The following is a 17,096-nucleotide window of genomic DNA, read 5'->3' as shown; positions in this document are numbered from 1 at the left end:
TATAATCCGGAAATTTTTTTCTGTCCGGGTTTAATCCATCCCTGGTGCAGAAAGTGGGTTTTCCGAATTAAATATTGCTTTCAGTAGGTTATGCTGTGTAATCGATTACATCATTGTGATCTTGCTCACTGACAAATCCGGAAGTTTTTTTTAACATTACTAAAATGATGATAGTTAACAGCGGAGGCTAAAATGCCTGGCAACACACACAAACGCAGAACGTCAAATAAGATGATGACTTTCTTCGTCTGCTTTCTTGCGGCACTGGCAGGATTATTGTTCGGGCTGGATATCGGTGTTATTGCCGGTGCCCTGCCTTTCATTGCGAAAGATTTCAATGTCACTCCTCATCAGCAGGAGTGGATTGTCAGCTCAATGATGTTCGGCGCAGCTATCGGAGCCATCGGCAGCGGCTGGATGTCTTCGCAACTGGGTCGTAAAAAGAGCCTGATGGCCGGGGCGATTTTATTTGTCGCCGGTTCATTGTGCTCTGCGTTTGCTGCGAACCCGGAAATTCTGATTGCGGCCCGCGTACTGCTGGGTCTGGCGGTCGGGATTGCCTCTTATACCGCACCGCTGTATCTGTCGGAAATCGCTCCTGAAAAAATCAGGGGAAGTATGATTTCACTGTATCAGCTGATGATCACCATCGGTATTCTGGGGGCTTATCTGTCCGATACCGCGCTGAGTTACAGTGGGGCATGGCGCTGGATGCTGGGTGTGATCACTATCCCTGCCTTGTTGCTGCTGGTCGGTGTGATGTTCCTGCCAAACAGCCCGCGCTGGCTGGCGGCCAAAGGTAACTTCCACGATGCCAAACGGGTGCTGGATCGCCTGCGTGATACCAGTGAGCAGGCGAAGCGTGAGCTGGATGAGATCCGTGAAAGTCTGAAAGTTAAACAGACCGGCTGGGCGTTGTTTAAAACTAACAGCAACTTCCGCCGGGCGGTGTATCTGGGCATCCTGTTACAGGTAATGCAGCAGTTCACCGGTATGAACGTTATCATGTACTACGCGCCTAAAATCTTTGAAATTGCCGGGTTTACCAACACCAATCAACAGATGTGGGGCACCGTGATTGTCGGCCTGATTAACGTTCTGTCGACCTTTATTGCCATCGGCCTGGTTGACCGCTGGGGTCGTAAACCGACGCTGATCCTTGGGTTTATCGTGATGGCTGCCGGTATGGGGATCCTTGGAGGTATGCTGCACTTCGGTATTCATTCTGTCGGTGCGCAGTACTTCGCGATTGCTATGCTGCTGATGTTTATCATTGGTTTCGCCATGAGCGCCGGTCCGTTGATTTGGGTACTGTGTTCTGAAATTCAGCCGCTGAAAGGCCGCGATTTCGGGATCACCGTCTCGACCACAACGAACTGGATTGCCAATATGATTGTTGGTGCGACCTTCCTGACCCTGCTTAACTCGCTGGGTAATGCACCGACCTTTGGCCTCTATGCGTTACTGAACCTGTTCTTCATTGTGCTGACACTGTGGCTTATCCCGGAAACCAAAAATGTTTCTCTGGAACACATTGAACGCAACCTGATGCAGGGTAAAAAACTGCGCAGCATCGGTCAGAAAGACTAATCTGTCCAGCTCCCCCCACAGGCAGCGTCTGCATTGCCTGTGGGGATTCCTCTCCCCCTCCCGCCGATTGTAATCTCCCTGAACAGCGATTATGCTGCCGCTATGAAAACTCCCCGTCTGCCTATTGCCCTTCAGCAAGCTGTAATGCGCTCTTTGCGTGAAAATCTGGCGCTCGCCAACCGCACGCTTGAGAAAAACTATACCGAACCTGCGGTCCTCTATCAGCAACGCGGAACGGTCGCCGGAACCGCCTGGCTGCAGCAATGGGAGATCCGTTTAAATCCGGTACTGCTGCTGGAAAACCAGCAGACTTTTATCGATGATGTGGTGCCCCATGAACTGGCCCATCTGCTGGTCTGGAAGGAGTTCGGCCGTGTTCCCCCTCATGGTAAAGAGTGGAAATGGATGATGGAAACTGTGCTGGGTGTCAGCGCACGGCGGACACATCAGTTTAATACCGCAACGCTTCAGAAAACCTTCACCTATTATTGCCCCTGCCGACAGCACCAGCTGACCGTACGCCGCCATAACCGGGTACTGCGCGGAGAAACACGTTACCGGTGTACGCACTGCGGCAGTGATCTGCGCCCGGAGAAATAACGGAAGTGTCACTCTTTTGCCCCGTGACCGTGGAGGCTATGGCATAATCCTGGCTGTCTTTCCTGAACTGTGGTTGCACTAAAAAATAGCCGACAGCAGTTGACGTTATCTTCACAGGCAGAGACACTGACTATTATTTTTTATTACTGGCTGTCCGCCCGGTGACAGCCCTGAACTGGCAGATTTTTCATGCGCGTACCCCGCATCTATCACCCTGAACATGTAGTAAGTCATAGCGAAATAGAATTAAGCGAAGAAGCCGCAAACCATGTCGGCCGTGTACTGCGGATGACCTCCGGTCAGTTACTGGATATTTTTGACGGCAGCAACCAGGTCTTCAGCGCCACCATTACACATGCCGATAAGAAAAGAGTCAGAGTACAACTGGCAGACGGTGTCACCGATGACCGCGAATCTCCGCTTTCTCTGCATCTCGGGCAGGTGATTTCCCGTGGTGAAAAGATGGAGTTCACCATCCAGAAATCGATTGAACTGGGGGTGAACTGCATTACTCCGTTGATCTCCGAACGCTGCGGTGTCCGGCTGGATGCAGAGCGTCTGGAGAAAAAGCGCCAGCAGTGGCAAAAAATTGCCATTGCTGCCTGCGAACAGTCAGGCAGAAACCGGTTACCTGAGATCCGTCCGGTGATGTCACTGAGTGACTGGTGTGCAGAACAGGACGACGGACTGAAACTGAACCTTCATCCGCGAGCCAGCCAGAGTATTAATACCCTGCCGGTGCCGGTCAGCCGGGTTCGTCTGCTGATAGGGCCAGAGGGCGGGCTCAGTGCGGATGAAATCGCGATGGCGGCCGACCAGGGATTTACCGATATACTGCTCGGACCGCGTGTTCTGCGGACCGAGACCGCCGCCTTAAGTGTGATCACGGCGCTGCAGGTCCGGTTTGGCGATCTGGGTTAAGACAACGCTGTCCCGGCACCTGCGGTAAAACCCCCGGCAGCCTGAACCGGTAATATCCGTTAATGATAAGGTAGTCACCGCTGCCTTCCGAGGAGAGAAGAATGATTAAGCTTGGCATAGTGATGGACCCTATTGCGGACATCAATATTAAAAAAGATACCAGCTTCGCAATGCTGCTGGAAGCACAGCGCCGGGGTTACGAAATTCATTATATGGAGATGAATGACCTGCATCTGCGCGGTGGCGTGGCTTCTGCACGGACCCGCCTGTTAACGGTGGAGCAGAACTATGACGGCTGGTATCAGTTTGGCAGTGAGCAGGACGTCCCGCTGGCGGATCTGGATGTGATCCTGATGCGTAAGGATCCACCGTTCGATACCGAATTTATCTATGCCACTTATATCCTGGAAAGAGCGGAAGAACTGGGCACTCTGGTGGTCAATAAACCCGGCAGCCTGCGCGATTGCAACGAAAAACTGTTCACCGCCTGGTTCGCCGAACTGACACCGGATACGCTGGTCACCCGCAGCCAGGAAAAACTGCGTGAATTCTGGCAGGAACATGGCGATATCATCATGAAACCTCTGGATGGTATGGGCGGGACTTCTATTTTCCGGGTAAAACAGGATGATCCTAACTTTTCAGTGATCTGTGAGGCGCTCACGCATAACGCCACCACCTTCTGTATGGCTCAGAACTATTTGCCTGCCATAAAAGACGGGGATAAGCGTGTGCTGGTGGTCGATGGTGAGCCGGTGCCTTACTGCCTGGCCCGTATCCCGAAATCCGGTGAAACGCGTGGCAACCTGGCCGCCGGGGGACGTGGCGAAGCCCGGCCGTTAAGTGAAAGCGACTGGGCGATTGCCCGAAAAGTGGCCCCGGTCCTGAAAGAGAAAGGGCTGATTTTTGTCGGCCTGGATATTATCGGTGATCGTCTTACCGAAATTAATGTAACCAGCCCGACCTGTGTGCGTGAAATTGAGGCCGCGTTCCCGATTTCTGTCACCGGTATGCTGATGGATGCCATTGAAAAACGTCTGGCACGCTGATTTACCGCCACACGCTTACCGGCAGCCAGGGCTGCCGGATACTTGTTAAAAATAAACTGATCAGGCCCGTATGAATTTAGAGCACCATTTCCTTATCGCGATGCCTTCGCTACAGGACACGTTATTTAAACGTTCCGTCGTCTATATCTGTGAGCATAATGATGAAGGCGCTATGGGCTTAATCGTTAATAAGCCAATGGAAAACCTGACGATTGAAGGTATCCTGAAAAAATTAGAGATTACCCCGGCTGCCACCCATGGCAGTAAAGTGCTGGACTTGCCGGTCTACAATGGCGGTCCGGTCGCCGAAGATCGCGGGTTCATCCTGCATACCCCTTCGCACAATTTTTCTTCCAGTATTACGATTTCTGAAGAAACCGTGCTGACCACATCAAAAGATGTTCTCGAGTCTCTGGGCCGCGAACAGCAGCCTGAAAATGTGATTGTCGCACTGGGCTATTGCACATGGGAACAGCAGCAACTGGAAAATGAAATTCTGGAAAACTCGTGGCTGACCGTACCGGCGACCCCGGAGATCCTGTTCCATACCCCGGCCTCTGAACGCTGGCGCAATTCTGCCAGACTGCTCGGTGTGGATATTTGCCAGATAGCCAGTGAAGCGGGGCATGCCTGATGTCGGTTAAAACATTGCTCGGTTTCGATTTCGGGACGAAAAGTATCGGTATCGCTGTCGGTCAGCAACTGACCGGCACAGCCCGTCCTCTGACCGCGATTAAAGCGCAGGACGGTATTCCTGACTGGTCGCAGATCGAAAAACTGCTGAAAGAGTGGCAGCCGGATTTAGTCGTCGTTGGCCTGCCACTGAATATGGACGGGACTGAACAGCCCTTGACCGCCCGTGCCCGTAAATTTGCCAACCGGCTGCATGGCCGCTTCGGTATTGCGGTGGAATTGCAGGACGAACGGTTAAGTACGGTGGAAGCCCGTGCAGATCTGTTTGAACATGGCGGCTATAAAGCGCTGAGTAAGGGGAATGTGGATTCAGGCTCCGCTGTGATCATCCTGGAAAGCTGGTTCGATCACCACCCATCCTGATCATGATCCCGTTCTGATCAAAAACAGCAGCGATTACAGCAGTAAATTTCACTATTTTATGCGGCTACGTGGTCATTTACGCTAGTATTGAACTCCATTTCAGCATAAACGGAGATTCACCGATGAAACAGAGTATCAGAGGCCTGCTGTGCAGTGCGCTGAGTTGTTTTGCATTATCTGCCGTGGCAGCGCCATTTCCGGCCAGCCTGCAGGGTGTTACCGGCACACAGGTTGCCCTGACGCTGGATGTCAGTCCCTCCACCGGCTACCAATGGATGGTCAGCGAATTGCCGCAGGGTTTATTGCTGATCCCGGGGGGCTATCAGCCGTCGGCTAAATGTAAACCGAAAATGGTCGGATGTGGCGGAGAGCAGACTTTTTATCTGCTGGCAGAAAAGCCCGGCATTTCCACGCTGAAACTGATCTACGGCCGCACGTTTGATAAAGCCAGCTGGCAGGAAAAGAGTCTCCGGGTGGAAATCAGCCCCGCTCCGGCGAAAAAGTGATCCTCCTCCTCCGCGATGATCCGTACCCCGGATAAGGTCACTGCCGGCCGGTCAGGATGATGGCTGAGGAGGGTTCTGCCGCAGGGCTTGTGAGAAGCTTTGCATCCCCGACTGAATACCGGTCTCTATCAGGCCCGGCAACTGGTGCGTTTTCCCCTCACGGATCACATTAGCGACCGCCGGTGTATTTACCAGCACCTCAAAAACCGCCCGCAGCTCTGTTCCCGGGCCCCCCGGACTGATCAGCCGCTGACTGATCACGGCCGCAAGGCTCTGTGCCAGCTGGGTTCTGACCAGGGCCTGATCCCCGACGGGGGCACTCTCCAGAAGTCTTTCCACCGATTGTGCCGCATTCGCCGTATGGAGTGTCGCCAGCACCAGATGGCCGGTTTCTGCTGCCGTCAGCGCCAGCCGCAAGGTCCGGCTGTCACGTAATTCCCCCAGCATAATGATATCCGGATCCTGCCGTAACGCTGCCGTCAGCCCTTCACCAAAGGTCGAAAAATGAATACCGGCCTCCCGTTGCTGAATCAGTGAATGATGGCTGTGGTGAAGATATTCGACCGGGTCTTCCAGCGTGATAATATGCCGCGCCGCACAGGTATTGACCTGGCGGATCATGGCCGCCAGCGATGTCGATTTTCCGCAGCCTGTCGCACCGGTTACCAGCAGCAGGCCAGCGTGTCTTTCCAGTAACCGGTAACTGATGGCGGGGAGCCCCAGGGTCTGCATATCCGGCACCTCAGCACGCAGAATACGCAGTGACAGTGATAATCCGCACTGTTGCCGGAACAGTGAGGCCCGCAGCCGCGTCCCGTCTGCTGTTGTTATCGCCAGATCACAGTGACCGTGCCGGGAAAGCTGTTGCTGTTGCAGGCGTCCCAGCCAGCGTTCACAGAACCCGCTGAGCTGTTGCCCGGTCACCGGGGCCACGTGATTGATGGCTTTTAATTGTCCGTGGCATCGCCACCAGGGGAAATGTCCACAGCAGAGATGCAGATCGGAGGCATTATGCTTTACACTAAGGGCTACGATTTCATCCAACTCCATAAAATAGTCCGTTATGACTCTCATCCAGCATAATTTACAGCAAGTCCGGCAGCGTCTCAGTGCTGCTGCCGAAAACTGCGGCCGGGATCCACAGCAAATTACGTTGCTGGCCGTCAGTAAAACCAAACCTGTGAGCGCTATCCGGGAAGCATGGCAGGCAGGCCAGCGGTGTTTCGGCGAGAATTACGTGCAGGAAGGGGTCGATAAGATTGCGCAGACCCGGGATTTGGCGGAAGCCGAATGGCACTTTATCGGTCCGTTGCAATCCAATAAAAGCCGGCTGGTGGCTGAGAATTTTTCCTGGTGTCATACCCTTGACCGGCTGAAACTGGCGCAGCGTCTGAATGACCAGCGTCCGGCTCATCTGCCGCCACTGAATGTACTGATACAGGTCAATATCAGCGACGAGCAGAGTAAATCCGGTATTTCTCCGCAAGAGATCCCGGCACTGGCTGAGCAGATTGCCCGGTTGCCGCAACTGAAGCTCCGGGGCCTGATGGCTATTCCTGCCCCGGAGACCGGGTATCAGGCACAACTCACAGTGTGTCGCCGGATGGCTGAGGCCTTCCGGACACTAAGTGCCGCATACGACACTATTGATACGCTATCGCTGGGAATGAGCGATGATATGGAAGCTGCCATTGAAGCCGGCAGCACGATGGTTCGTGTCGGTTCGGCCATTTTCGGTGCCCGTCACTATCCGCCCTCTTCACAATAACTGAGGACACTCATGTACACGCTGACTTTTCTGGTCAAAACAATTATCGATCTTTACGTCATGGTGCTGTTATTACGCATCTGGATGCAATGGGCCCGTTGTGATTTCTATAACCCGCTGGCCCAGTTTATCGTCAAACTGACTCAGCCGGTTATCCGCCCCCTGCGCCGGATTATTCCTGCCATCGGGCCTATCGACACGGCCTCACTGGTGCTGGCGCTGGTGCTGACGACCATCAAATTCCCGGTACTGATGCTTATACAGTCCGGTGGATTTGCTATCGGCCCTTACAATATTCTGATAGGGGTCCTGTCACTGCTGAAAGCCGCCGGTAACCTGGTCTTCTGGGTGATCCTGGTACGCTCATTGATGAGCTGGGTAAGCCAGGGTCGCGGCCCCATGGATTATGTTTTGTTGCAGCTGACCGAACCGCTGATGTCCCCTATCCGCCGTTTTCTGCCGGCAATGGGCGGCATCGACTTCTCAGCCATGATTGTGGTGCTGATCCTGTATGCACTGAATTTCCTGGGAATGGATCTCTTCCCCGGGCTCTGGTACCTGCTGTAACCCTGAATTGTTGGAAAAATTATGCAAAAAGTAGTTCTGGCGACCGGTAATGCTGGAAAAGTACGTGAGCTGGCCGAACCGCTGGCGGCTTTCGGCCTGGATATCGTCGCCCAGACCGATCTCGGCGTGGATGCGCCGGAAGAAACCGGTCTGACCTTTATTGAAAACGCGCTGTTAAAAGCACGTCATGCGGCACAGGTCACAGGATTACCGGCCATTGCCGATGATTCCGGACTGGCTGTGGAGGCGCTGAACGGCGCCCCCGGTATCTGGTCTGCCCGCTATGCCGGCGAAGAAGCCAGCGATGCACAGAACCTGGATAAATTACTGGTTGCGATGAAAGACGTGCCGGAAGATCAACGCCATGCCGCATTTCATTGCGTACTGGTCTATCTTCGTCATGCCAATGACCCTACCCCGCTGGTTTTCCACGGTCGCTGGCCGGGTGTCATTACCCGTGAAGCCCATGGCGAAGGCGGATTTGGTTATGATCCGGTGTTTTTGCTGCCGGAGTCAGGTAAGACAGCGGCAGAGATGACCAAAGCCGAAAAGCTGGCGGTATCTCATCGCGGTCAGGCACTGAAGCAATTACTGGATGCACTGGGTAATGGGTAATCTGCCACCGCTGAGTCTGTATATCCATATTCCATGGTGTGTACAGAAATGTCCCTACTGCGACTTTAACTCACATGCGCTGAAAGGTGATGTTCCGCATATGGAATACGTCGGCCATCTGCTGGCTGACCTGGATAATGACATCGCCCTGACCTCCGGCCGTGAAGTCTCGACCATTTTTATTGGCGGAGGCACCCCCAGCCTGTTGAGCAGTGAGGCGATGCAGGCACTGCTTGATGGCGTACGCCAGCGTGTGCCTGTCGCCGCCGGTGCCGAGATCACCATGGAAGCGAACCCGGGAACGGTTGAAGCCGACCGTTTCAGCGGTTATCAGCGGGCCGGGGTTAACCGGATCTCGATAGGGGTGCAGAGTTTTAGTCAGCAGAAACTGGAACGTCTTGGGCGTATCCACGGGCCGGAAGAAGCCAAACGCGCAGCAAATTTAGCCGCCGGACTGGGTCTCAGAAGCTTTAACCTTGACCTGATGCACGGCTTGCCGGACCAGTCACTGGACGAAGCGCTGGACGATTTACGTCAGGCTATCGCGCTGGCTCCTCCGCACCTGTCGTGGTATCAGCTGACTATCGAGCCTAATACCCTGTTTGCCTCACGGCCCCCGGTGCTGCCGGATGATGATGACCTGTGGGATATCTTCGAACAGGGCCACCAGCTACTGACCGCCGCAGGTTATCAGCAATATGAAACCTCCGCCTACGCTAAGCCGGGTCTGCAATGTCAGCATAACCTGAATTACTGGCGCTTTGGCGACTATCTGGGCATCGGATGTGGTTCCCACGGCAAATTAACCCAGCCGGACGGTGAGATTATCCGTAGCGTGAAAACCCGTCATCCCCGTGGCTTTATGCGGGGCGACTATCTGGATAAGCGCTATACGGTTACCGATAATGAAAAGCCGTTTGAGTATTTCATGAATCGTTTCCGGCTGTGGGAGCCTTGCCCGCGTGAGGAATTTGTCCGGTATACCGGGCTTGGTGAGCAGCACATCCGGCCGGCGCTGGATAAAGCGATTGCTGCGGGCTATCTGAATGAAACAGAGAATACCTGGCAGGTGAGTGAAAAAGGCAGACTGTTTCTGAACAGCCTGCTGGAGATTTTTCTGGAACAGGAATAATGCCGGCGTTACCGCCCGTCACAAAACTGTGGCGGGCGGTGCGTCACCGTTACTGACTTAGCTGGTGATAGAGTGCAGTACGTTGCTTTTCCAGTGATCCGACCTTTTCACAGACCGCGTTACCAAACTGCTGAAAGTCAGCTTCCTGCTTGCTGACTTCGCTGCGCACAGACTGTTGCAGCCCCCCGAGGTTCCCCATCAGGGCCTGCAGCGGATTACTGCCATTCCCCCCGGCACCGGAACTGCTGCCCAGTTCGTTGAGACTGTCCTGCAGAATGCCACCCATGGTGCTCTGTACCAGCTTATCGCCTTCTGCACGCACCTGATCGATGGCCGCATGATGGAACATCAGCCCGTCATTTCGGTGTTCGATGATCCGGTTCATCTGCGCTTTCAGCTGAGTATCCAGCGTTGTCAGCCGGGTGCGGACATGGCTGCCACTGCCCAGCTTTTCGACGATGATTTTATCCAGCGCAACGCGACTGTTTTCCAGACGCTGATGCGCGCCCTGGTCTATCCAGGGCAGATCCCGGCGTACGGCCGCCTGATAAGCAATGGCTTGCTGACGCAGTGTCTGGTCCGGCGTTACCGCTTTACCGTTAAACGTCATCTCCCCCTGTGGGGTGATAGTCAGATTGCCATTACTGCCACTGACCGCAACCTGCTGCGCTGTGACAGTAATATCATCCTGTGGCTTCACAGGACATTGATAATCGGCCCGGGCAACCTGAGCGGTTGCCAGCAATACTCCGGCTGCGATCACTTTACGTAGCATGCACACTCCTTTCTGTCTGAACATCGGATACTGATACCGCATTACTGCACTGACAGCGAAGGACCGCTATCAGAGTTCAGCGGCTTCTTCGTCCCACCAGACATCAAACAGTTCAGTCACTTTAATGTCGGACAACTGACGGGCTTCCAGCCACTCTCGTACCGCTTTACGGTGCTCTTCGGTACATTTACCGGTCTGCTGCAGGCAAACCAGCCCTTCCCATTGCAGATATCCACTGCCATCGTAGGCCAGACCGTTCGGCTCGATAACCTCATCGACAAAAGCATCCAGGGTGGCATCGATATCGGTTTCAGAGGTGCCTGCTGCGAATGTCCAGCTAACAGAAAAGCCCAGTTCCTGGAATTCCGCCAGGTGCATTTTTTTACGTAAACGACGACTGCGTTGTACTGCCATTATTTGATCCTCTCAAACATTAAGTCCCACACACCATGGCCAAGACGCTGACCACGCTGTTCAAATTTGGTTACCGGACGCGTGTCAGGACGCGGCACAAAAGTCCCGTCCGCAGACTGGTTCTGAAAGCCCGGAATGCTTTGCATCACTTCCAGCATATGCTCCGCATAGTTTTCCCAGTCGGTCGCCATATGGAACACGCCACCGAGTTTCAGCTTGCGTAATATCAGTTCAGCAAAAGGGACCTGCACAATACGGCGCTTATTATGACGGGCTTTATGCCACGGGTCAGGGAAAAACAGCTGCACCATACGTAGTGAATTATCCGGGATCATCGTTTCCAGCACTTCCATGGCATCATGACACATGACACGCAGATTGCTGACCCCGGCTTCGTGGGCTGACCCAAGGCAGGCACCGACACCTGGCGCATGCACTTCGATACCCAGGAAGTCCTGGTGCGGGTTCTGCTCCGCCATGGTCACCAGCGATGCTCCCATACCGAAGCCGATTTCCAGCACGACCGGAGATTCACGGCCGAATAGCGCTGCAAAATTAACCGGCTGCGGAGTAAACTCGACACCCATCTGTGGCCAGTAGTGATCCAGCGCGTGTTGCTGTCCTTTCGTCAGCCGTCCCTGACGGCGGACAAAGCTGCGAATACGTCGCAGCGGACGGCCTTCTTCATCAAATTCCGGCGTGATGACATCATTGATCATAGGAATGCCTGTTGGTTTACCTTTTCGGGAAAAACGGGAATTATGCAAAGTTCGGCCACGGAAGCAAGCCTTTGCAATCTTCATGTTTACAGTCAGGCAGGTCTGTGCTGGAATTCCTGCCCTGATCTTAGCTTAGCTTCTGTGGAAATATTTGCTGTTATGATGCAATCGTCGCTCTTTGCGCAACAAACCCTGGACTGGTATCACCAGTACGGGCGTAAAACCCTGCCATGGCAGCAGGAAAAAACTCCCTATAAGGTCTGGCTGTCTGAAGTCATGCTGCAGCAGACCCAGGTAGCGACGGTGATCCCTTACTTTCAGCGGTTTATGTCACGCTTTCCGACCGTGACTGACCTGGCGGCGGCACCTCTGGATGAGGTTCTGCACCTGTGGACAGGACTGGGGTACTACGCCAGGGCCCGTAACCTGCACAAAGCTGCCTGCCAGATAACAGAAAAGCATGGGGGTATTTTCCCACAAAACTTTGACGATGTCGCTGCCCTGCCGGGTGTCGGACGCTCTACGGCTGGCGCGATCCTTTCATTATCTCTCGGGCAGCATTATCCCATCCTCGACGGGAATGTAAAACGGGTGCTGGCCCGTTGCTATGCCGTTGAGGGATGGCCCGGGAAAAGCGAGGTGGAAAAACGGCTCTGGAAGATCAGTGAGGATGTCACCCCGGCCCGGGGCGTCAGTCAGTTTAACCAGGCGATGATGGATTTGGGCGCCATGGTCTGTACCCGTTCCCGGCCCAGGTGCGAAATCTGCCCGCTGCAATCGGGCTGCATTGCCTTTGCTCATCATTCCTGGGAGAAATATCCCGGGAAAAAACCGAAAAAGACGCTGCCGGTGAAAACAGCCTGGTTTTTATTGGTCAGACAGGGTGACAATGTGCTGTTGCAGCAGCGCCCTCCGGTCGGTATCTGGGGCGGATTATACTGTTTCCCGCAATTCGACAGCGAGCAGGCGATGTTCAGCTGGTTAAGCGCGAACAATATCGGCGGTGAGCCCCGGCCAATGACGGCGTTTCGTCATACCTTCAGCCATTTCCATCTGGAAATTGTGCCCTGGTTACTGACCTCACCGGAATTTGGCGCGTTAATGGATGAAAGTGGCAGTCTCTGGTATAACTTAGCCCGAGCTCCCGCGGTCGGACTGGCAGCCCCGGTTGAGCGACTGTTACATGAACTGAAACACCCGCAACAGATGGCATTACATTCGCGTAAGCCTAATGAGGAAGAATTATGAGTCGCACTATTTTTTGTACCTATCTGCAACGCGAAGCCGAAGGCCAGGATTTTCAGCTGTATCCGGGTGAGATCGGTGCCCGTATTTTCCGGGAAATTTCAAAACCGGCATGGCAGGAATGGATGGCAAAACAGACGATGCTGATCAATGAAAAAAAACTCAGCATGATGAATCCTGAAGACAGAAAAGTGCTGGAGCAGGAAATGATCAACTTCCTGTTTGAGGGTAAAGACGTTCATATTGAAGGCTATACGCCACCGGCACAGTAACCGGCCGGTCCTCATCCGAAACCTTACATCCTACAATCAGCCAAACAAAAAAAATGAAAAAACTGTACCCGTTTCTGGTGATTGCCCCCTTACTGGTTTCCTGCTCCAGTCATAAGCCTCCGGCTTTTAATGAAAACTGGGTAAAGGATACGAATGGTTTCGATATTCTGATGGGACAGTTTGCCCATAACATAGAGAATATCTGGGGGATCAATGAGGTCCTGATTGCCGGTCCGAAAGACTATGTGAAGTACAGCGACAACTACTACACCCGCAGTCACATTAACTTCGAAAGCGGTAAAATAACCATCGAGACCATTTCCGGAACGGATCCGATGGCCAGCCTGCGGCAGGCAATCATCACCACTTTGCTGATTGGCGAAAACCCTGGCAACGTCGACCTGTACTCCGATGCGAATGATATCAAACTTAGCCAGCAACCCTTGCTGTACGGTGAGGTGCTGGATAATACCGGCCACTCTATTCGCTGGGAAGGCAGAGCAGCAAGCTTTGCCGATTACTTACTGAAACATCGCCTGCAGCGCCGTATGTCAGGGCTGCACGTGATCTGGTCCGTGACCATCCCGATGGTGCCTAACCATCTGAATAAACGTGCCCATAAATATCTGCCGCTGGTTCGTCAGGCTTCGGAGCAGTATGGTGTCGATGCCTCGCTTATCCTGGCGATTATGCAGATTGAGTCCAGCTTTAACCCCTACGCGGTCAGTAACTCCGATGCGCTGGGACTGATGCAGGTGGTACAGCATACGGCCGGTGTGGATGTCTTCCGCATGAAAGGAAAATGGGGTAAACCCAGCCGGAGTTACCTGCTGGACCCGGAAAATAATATTGATGCCGGAACCGCGTATCTCTCACTGCTGCAGAAAAGTTATCTGGCAGGGATCATTAACCCGGTCTCCCGGCGTTATGCGGTGATCACCGCTTATAACGGCGGCGCAGGCAGTGTACTGCGGGTATTCTCCGGCAACAAAGATAAGGCACTGGATATGATTAATGCCATGTCGCCGGATGAAGTGTACCAGACACTGATCAACAACCATCCGGCCATGGAATCCCGCCGTTATCTGTATAAAGTGAATAACGCTGAACGCAGTTATTACCGCTATTAACCCCGCCCCCGGAGCCATTCAGGCTCCGGGGGCGGTGGTTCAGGCCGGTAAAGCCTCTGGCAGAATAACCCAGCCATACAGCCGCTCATTCTGCTGTTCATCTTCGCGGATATATACGCCCTGCAGTTCCGGTGAAAAGCCTGGCAACTGATTGATCCCTTCTTCCAGTGCCAGGAAGTAATCCCGCACCGCCCCGCCCCAGACTTCACCGGGAACGACACACAGCACGCCCGGCGGGTAAGGCAAAGCCCCTTCCGCCGCTATCCGGCCAGTGGCTTCCGCCAGCGGGACCAGTTCAACTTCACCCCGCAGATAAAGATGATGGGCACGCTGCGCCTCCATAGCGACCGGAGGCAGGCTCTTTTCACGGAACATAGCTTTTTGCAGATCTTTGACCCGGTAGCTGACATAAAGATTATGCATTTCCTGACACAGACGACGCAGAGTGTAGCCCCGGTAACGCTGTTCATACTTACGGTAAACCGTCGGCAGTACCTCTTCCAGCAACGCATCCTGTTGGACATGCTCTTCAAACTGCGCCAGCATCGACACCAGATGTGCCATTTTGTCTGCACTTTCCGCCGGAGTGAGCAGGAAAAGAATCGAGTTCAGGTCACATTTTTCCGGCACGATGCCATTTTCCCGCAGGTAATGCGCGAGGATCGTCGCCGGGATCCCGAAATCACTGTATTCTCCGGTGGCCGCATCGATACCTGGCGTGGTCAGCAGTAATTTGCAAGGGTCAACCAGATATTGTCCGCGGGCATAACCGGCAAAACCGTGCCAGCGGGCGTCCGGCTCAAAGCTGAAATAACGACGATTACTCGCCAGTATGCCGGTCGGAATATCTTCCCAGCGTTGCCCGTCGACCGTTTCCGGCAGGAATGGCCGGATCATCCGGCAGCGGGACAGTATGGCTTTACGCGCCTCAATCCCCAGGATGACACAGTCCTGCCACATTTTCCGTCCGGCCCGGCCCTGATGAATTTTTGCGTTCACATCCAGCGCGGCAAACAGCGGATAAAACGGGCTGGTGGAAGCATGCAGCATAAACGCATTGTTCAGACGCTTATGCGGGCAGAAGCGCCGCTGTCCCCGGATATGGTTATCCTTTTTGTGGATCTGCGATGTCTGGGAAAATCCTGCCAGTTGTTTATGAACCGACTGCGTCACAAAGATCCCGGGGTCCTCGGGGGTAAGCTCGAGTAACAGCGGCGAACAGTCCGCCATCATAGGAATAAACTGTTCATAGCCAAGCCAGGCTGAGTCGAACAGAATATAGTCACAGAGATGACCGATTTTATCCACCACCTGCCGGGCATTATAAACCGTACCGTCATAGGTACCGAGCTGGATGATAGCCAGCCGGAACGGACGTTTATCGGCCGCCCGGTGGGGAGCGACCTTCTGCAATTGCTTCCGCAGATAGTCTTCTTCAAAACAATGGGCATCGATTCCGCCGATAAACCCGAACGGATTCCTGGCCGCTTCCAGATAAACCGGCGTCGCACCGGCCTGAATTAACGCACCATGGTGGTTAGACTTATGGTTGTTACGGTCAAACAGCACCAGATCGCCCGGGGTCAGCAAGGCATTGGTCACGACCTTATTCGCACTCGATGTGCCGTTAAGGACAAAGTAGGTTTTATCCGCATTGAAGACGCGGGCAGCAAATTTCTGCGCATCTTTGGCGGAACCTTCATGGATAAGCAGATCGCCCAGCCGGACATCTGCATTACACATGTCAGAACGGAACACATTCTCACCAAAAAAATCATAAAACTGCCGGCCGGCCGGATGCCTGCGGAAGAACTCGCCTCCCTGATGGCCCGGACAGGCAAACGTGCTGTTCTTCATCGCCACATAGCGGGTTAAGGTATCGAAAAACGGTGGCAGCAGCGTTTCCTGATATTCACAGGCTGCTTCTTCCAGAGCCTGATAACCGGCTTCATCGGGCTGATAGACGCCACAAACGCCCTTCTGCTGAAGCTCCGGCGATAACGGGCCACCGGCAACAAACACCGGTAAATTAAAGCCACTGTGGTTCAGCAGAGACAGCATCCCCATCGATGCATCCGCATGGGTCAGTACGACGGCGGCAATATCGGTAAAATCGGTATTTTCCAGTGATACCAGCGCTCGCGGTGAAGTGATCTGTGGGATCAGTGCGGCACTGGCCGCAATTTTTAATGGTGTCATGACACAAATCCCCAAAGGTCAAGGATGAGTGGGTGCACATAGGCACGGCAATGAGGATAGTTCCCCGGCGAATAATGTCAGATATCTGGCTGTGAACCGGATCAGGGTTCAGGATGATAGACATCAGTAAAATCAGAACAGTCTCTGTTTTTACTCATGCCCAACAACCAGCCAATGGCTGGCTTCACCGCATGGTGACAGAGTGGGTTTTCCGGCAGGTGCCCGTTAACCGCGGGTTAAGGATCCGCAGCAGGGGGAATAGATTACGAGCAGAGCAACGCGTCTTTTGCACCGTAATAACCTCTCAGGGCAGTGAAAAACGTCAGAAAATAAACGGCGCTCATAATGTCACCTTTAACAGGGACAGGCAAGCAATAATTAATCAAACTACCCGGCCGGGAAATTAATTAACCATTTGTTTATTATAGAATAATAATATTTACCCGGAATGAAAAAACGTATTTACTGATTTTATATTCATGACAAAACGTAACACAGCCCGCCCCTGCTCATATTTATAAATGCGCGACCCTGCCCG

19 protein-coding genes are annotated in these 17,096 nt (G+C 53.6%); 14 read left to right on the top strand and 5 right to left on the bottom strand.

The window, feature by feature from the left end; all coding sequences use genetic code 11:
• Positions 1 to 192: 192 nt before the first annotated feature.
• The 7 genes from ABD035_RS08840 to ABD035_RS08810 all read left to right on the top strand — a co-directional run bounded on the left by ABD035_RS08840 (position 193) and on the right by ABD035_RS08810 (position 5,722).
• Positions 193 to 1,590, top strand: coding sequence for a sugar porter family MFS transporter (locus ABD035_RS08840; RefSeq protein ID WP_343869451.1), 1,398 nt, complete (start codon positions 193 to 195; stop codon positions 1,588 to 1,590).
• Between the two features lie 102 nt (positions 1,591 to 1,692).
• Positions 1,693 to 2,190, top strand: a complete 498-nt coding sequence (locus ABD035_RS08835) for a SprT family zinc-dependent metalloprotease (RefSeq protein WP_343869449.1) — start codon at positions 1,693 to 1,695, stop codon at positions 2,188 to 2,190.
• A gap of 189 nt (positions 2,191 to 2,379) precedes the next feature.
• A complete protein-coding gene (rsmE, locus tag ABD035_RS08830) occupies positions 2,380 to 3,111 on the top strand; it encodes a 16S rRNA (uracil(1498)-N(3))-methyltransferase (protein WP_212715038.1) in 732 nt (243 codons plus the stop codon).
• A gap of 101 nt (positions 3,112 to 3,212) precedes the next feature.
• On the top strand, positions 3,213 to 4,160 hold the full coding sequence (gene gshB, locus ABD035_RS08825; protein WP_212715039.1) for a glutathione synthase: 948 nt from the start codon (positions 3,213 to 3,215) through the stop codon (positions 4,158 to 4,160).
• Between the two features lie 70 nt (positions 4,161 to 4,230).
• A complete protein-coding gene (locus tag ABD035_RS08820; RefSeq protein WP_343869446.1) occupies positions 4,231 to 4,794 on the top strand; it encodes a YqgE/AlgH family protein in 564 nt (187 codons plus the stop codon).
• The gene (gene ruvX / locus ABD035_RS08815) at positions 4,794 to 5,216 is read left to right on the top strand and encodes a Holliday junction resolvase RuvX (protein ID WP_212715041.1); all 423 of its coding nucleotides are present in this window, start codon (positions 4,794 to 4,796) and stop codon (positions 5,214 to 5,216) included. Before ABD035_RS08820 ends, ruvX begins: the two co-directional genes overlap by 1 nt.
• A 122-nt stretch (positions 5,217 to 5,338) precedes the next feature.
• Positions 5,339 to 5,722, top strand: coding sequence for a protease inhibitor I42 family protein (locus ABD035_RS08810; RefSeq protein ID WP_343869442.1), 384 nt, complete (start codon positions 5,339 to 5,341; stop codon positions 5,720 to 5,722).
• Between the two features lie 51 nt (positions 5,723 to 5,773).
• On the opposite strand, the gene ABD035_RS08805 is transcribed toward ABD035_RS08810, so the two are convergent.
• Complete coding sequence (locus ABD035_RS08805; protein WP_343869439.1) at positions 5,774 to 6,772, bottom strand: type IV pilus twitching motility protein PilT; 999 nt, start codon at positions 6,770 to 6,772, stop codon at positions 5,774 to 5,776.
• Between the two features lie 13 nt (positions 6,773 to 6,785).
• On the opposite strand from ABD035_RS08805, the gene ABD035_RS08800 reads away from it, so the two are divergent.
• The 4 genes from ABD035_RS08800 to hemW are packed head-to-tail and all read left to right on the top strand — an operon-like array spanning position 6,786 to position 9,804.
• Positions 6,786 to 7,490: a YggS family pyridoxal phosphate-dependent enzyme gene (locus ABD035_RS08800; protein WP_212715044.1), complete on the top strand. Its 705-nt coding sequence runs from the start codon at positions 6,786 to 6,788 to the stop codon at positions 7,488 to 7,490.
• A gap of 12 nt (positions 7,491 to 7,502) precedes the next feature.
• On the top strand, positions 7,503 to 8,057 hold the full coding sequence (locus tag ABD035_RS08795; protein WP_212715045.1) for a YggT family protein: 555 nt from the start codon (positions 7,503 to 7,505) through the stop codon (positions 8,055 to 8,057).
• A gap of 21 nt (positions 8,058 to 8,078) precedes the next feature.
• Positions 8,079 to 8,672: an RdgB/HAM1 family non-canonical purine NTP pyrophosphatase gene (gene rdgB, locus ABD035_RS08790; RefSeq protein WP_343869436.1), complete on the top strand. Its 594-nt coding sequence runs from the start codon at positions 8,079 to 8,081 to the stop codon at positions 8,670 to 8,672.
• Positions 8,665 to 9,804 carry a radical SAM family heme chaperone HemW gene (gene hemW / locus ABD035_RS08785; protein ID WP_343869434.1) on the top strand — a complete coding sequence of 380 codons (1,140 nt, stop codon included), beginning with the start codon at positions 8,665 to 8,667 and terminating at the stop codon, positions 9,802 to 9,804. The genes rdgB and hemW overlap by 8 nt, the downstream gene beginning before the upstream one ends.
• Positions 9,805 to 9,853: 49 nt before the next feature.
• On the opposite strand, the gene ABD035_RS08780 is transcribed toward hemW, so the two are convergent.
• The 3 genes from ABD035_RS08780 to trmB form a co-directional block, all read right to left on the bottom strand.
• On the bottom strand, positions 9,854 to 10,579 hold the full coding sequence (locus ABD035_RS08780; RefSeq protein WP_212715048.1) for a DUF2884 family protein: 726 nt from the start codon (positions 10,577 to 10,579) through the stop codon (positions 9,854 to 9,856).
• 69 nt (positions 10,580 to 10,648) lie between these two features.
• A complete protein-coding gene (locus ABD035_RS08775) occupies positions 10,649 to 10,993 on the bottom strand; it encodes a YggL family protein (RefSeq protein ID WP_343869431.1) in 345 nt (114 codons plus the stop codon).
• Positions 10,993 to 11,712 (bottom strand): tRNA (guanosine(46)-N7)-methyltransferase TrmB, encoded by a 720-nt coding sequence (trmB, locus tag ABD035_RS08770; protein ID WP_212715050.1) that lies wholly within the window; start codon positions 11,710 to 11,712, stop codon positions 10,993 to 10,995. The genes ABD035_RS08775 and trmB overlap by 1 nt, the downstream gene beginning before the upstream one ends.
• Before the next feature lie 159 nt (positions 11,713 to 11,871).
• Here trmB and mutY point away from each other — a divergent pair, with 159 nt between their 5' ends.
• Genes mutY through mltC form a run of 3 tightly spaced genes read left to right on the top strand, consistent with a single transcriptional unit; the run spans position 11,872 to position 14,359 of the window.
• Positions 11,872 to 12,960, top strand: coding sequence for an A/G-specific adenine glycosylase (gene mutY / locus ABD035_RS08765; RefSeq protein ID WP_343869428.1), 1,089 nt, complete (start codon positions 11,872 to 11,874; stop codon positions 12,958 to 12,960).
• Positions 12,957 to 13,229 carry an oxidative damage protection protein gene (locus tag ABD035_RS08760; protein WP_343869426.1) on the top strand — a complete coding sequence of 91 codons (273 nt, stop codon included), beginning with the start codon at positions 12,957 to 12,959 and terminating at the stop codon, positions 13,227 to 13,229. Before mutY ends, ABD035_RS08760 begins: the two co-directional genes overlap by 4 nt.
• 53 nt (positions 13,230 to 13,282) lie before the next feature.
• The gene (gene mltC, locus ABD035_RS08755) at positions 13,283 to 14,359 is read left to right on the top strand and encodes a membrane-bound lytic murein transglycosylase MltC (protein WP_343869424.1); all 1,077 of its coding nucleotides are present in this window, start codon (positions 13,283 to 13,285) and stop codon (positions 14,357 to 14,359) included.
• 39 nt (positions 14,360 to 14,398) lie between these two features.
• Here the strand turns inward: mltC and ABD035_RS08750 are convergent, their stop codons facing one another.
• On the bottom strand, positions 14,399 to 16,558 hold the full coding sequence (locus ABD035_RS08750; RefSeq protein WP_343869422.1) for an ornithine decarboxylase: 2,160 nt from the start codon (positions 16,556 to 16,558) through the stop codon (positions 14,399 to 14,401).
• Between the last annotated feature and the right edge of the window lie 538 nt (positions 16,559 to 17,096).

This window comes from Tatumella terrea, assembly GCF_039523755.1.
GTDB lineage: Bacteria > Pseudomonadota > Gammaproteobacteria > Enterobacterales > Enterobacteriaceae > Tatumella > Tatumella terrea.
The sequence above is the reverse complement of the archived record's forward strand: the minus strand, read 5'-3'. Positions and strand labels throughout refer to the sequence as shown.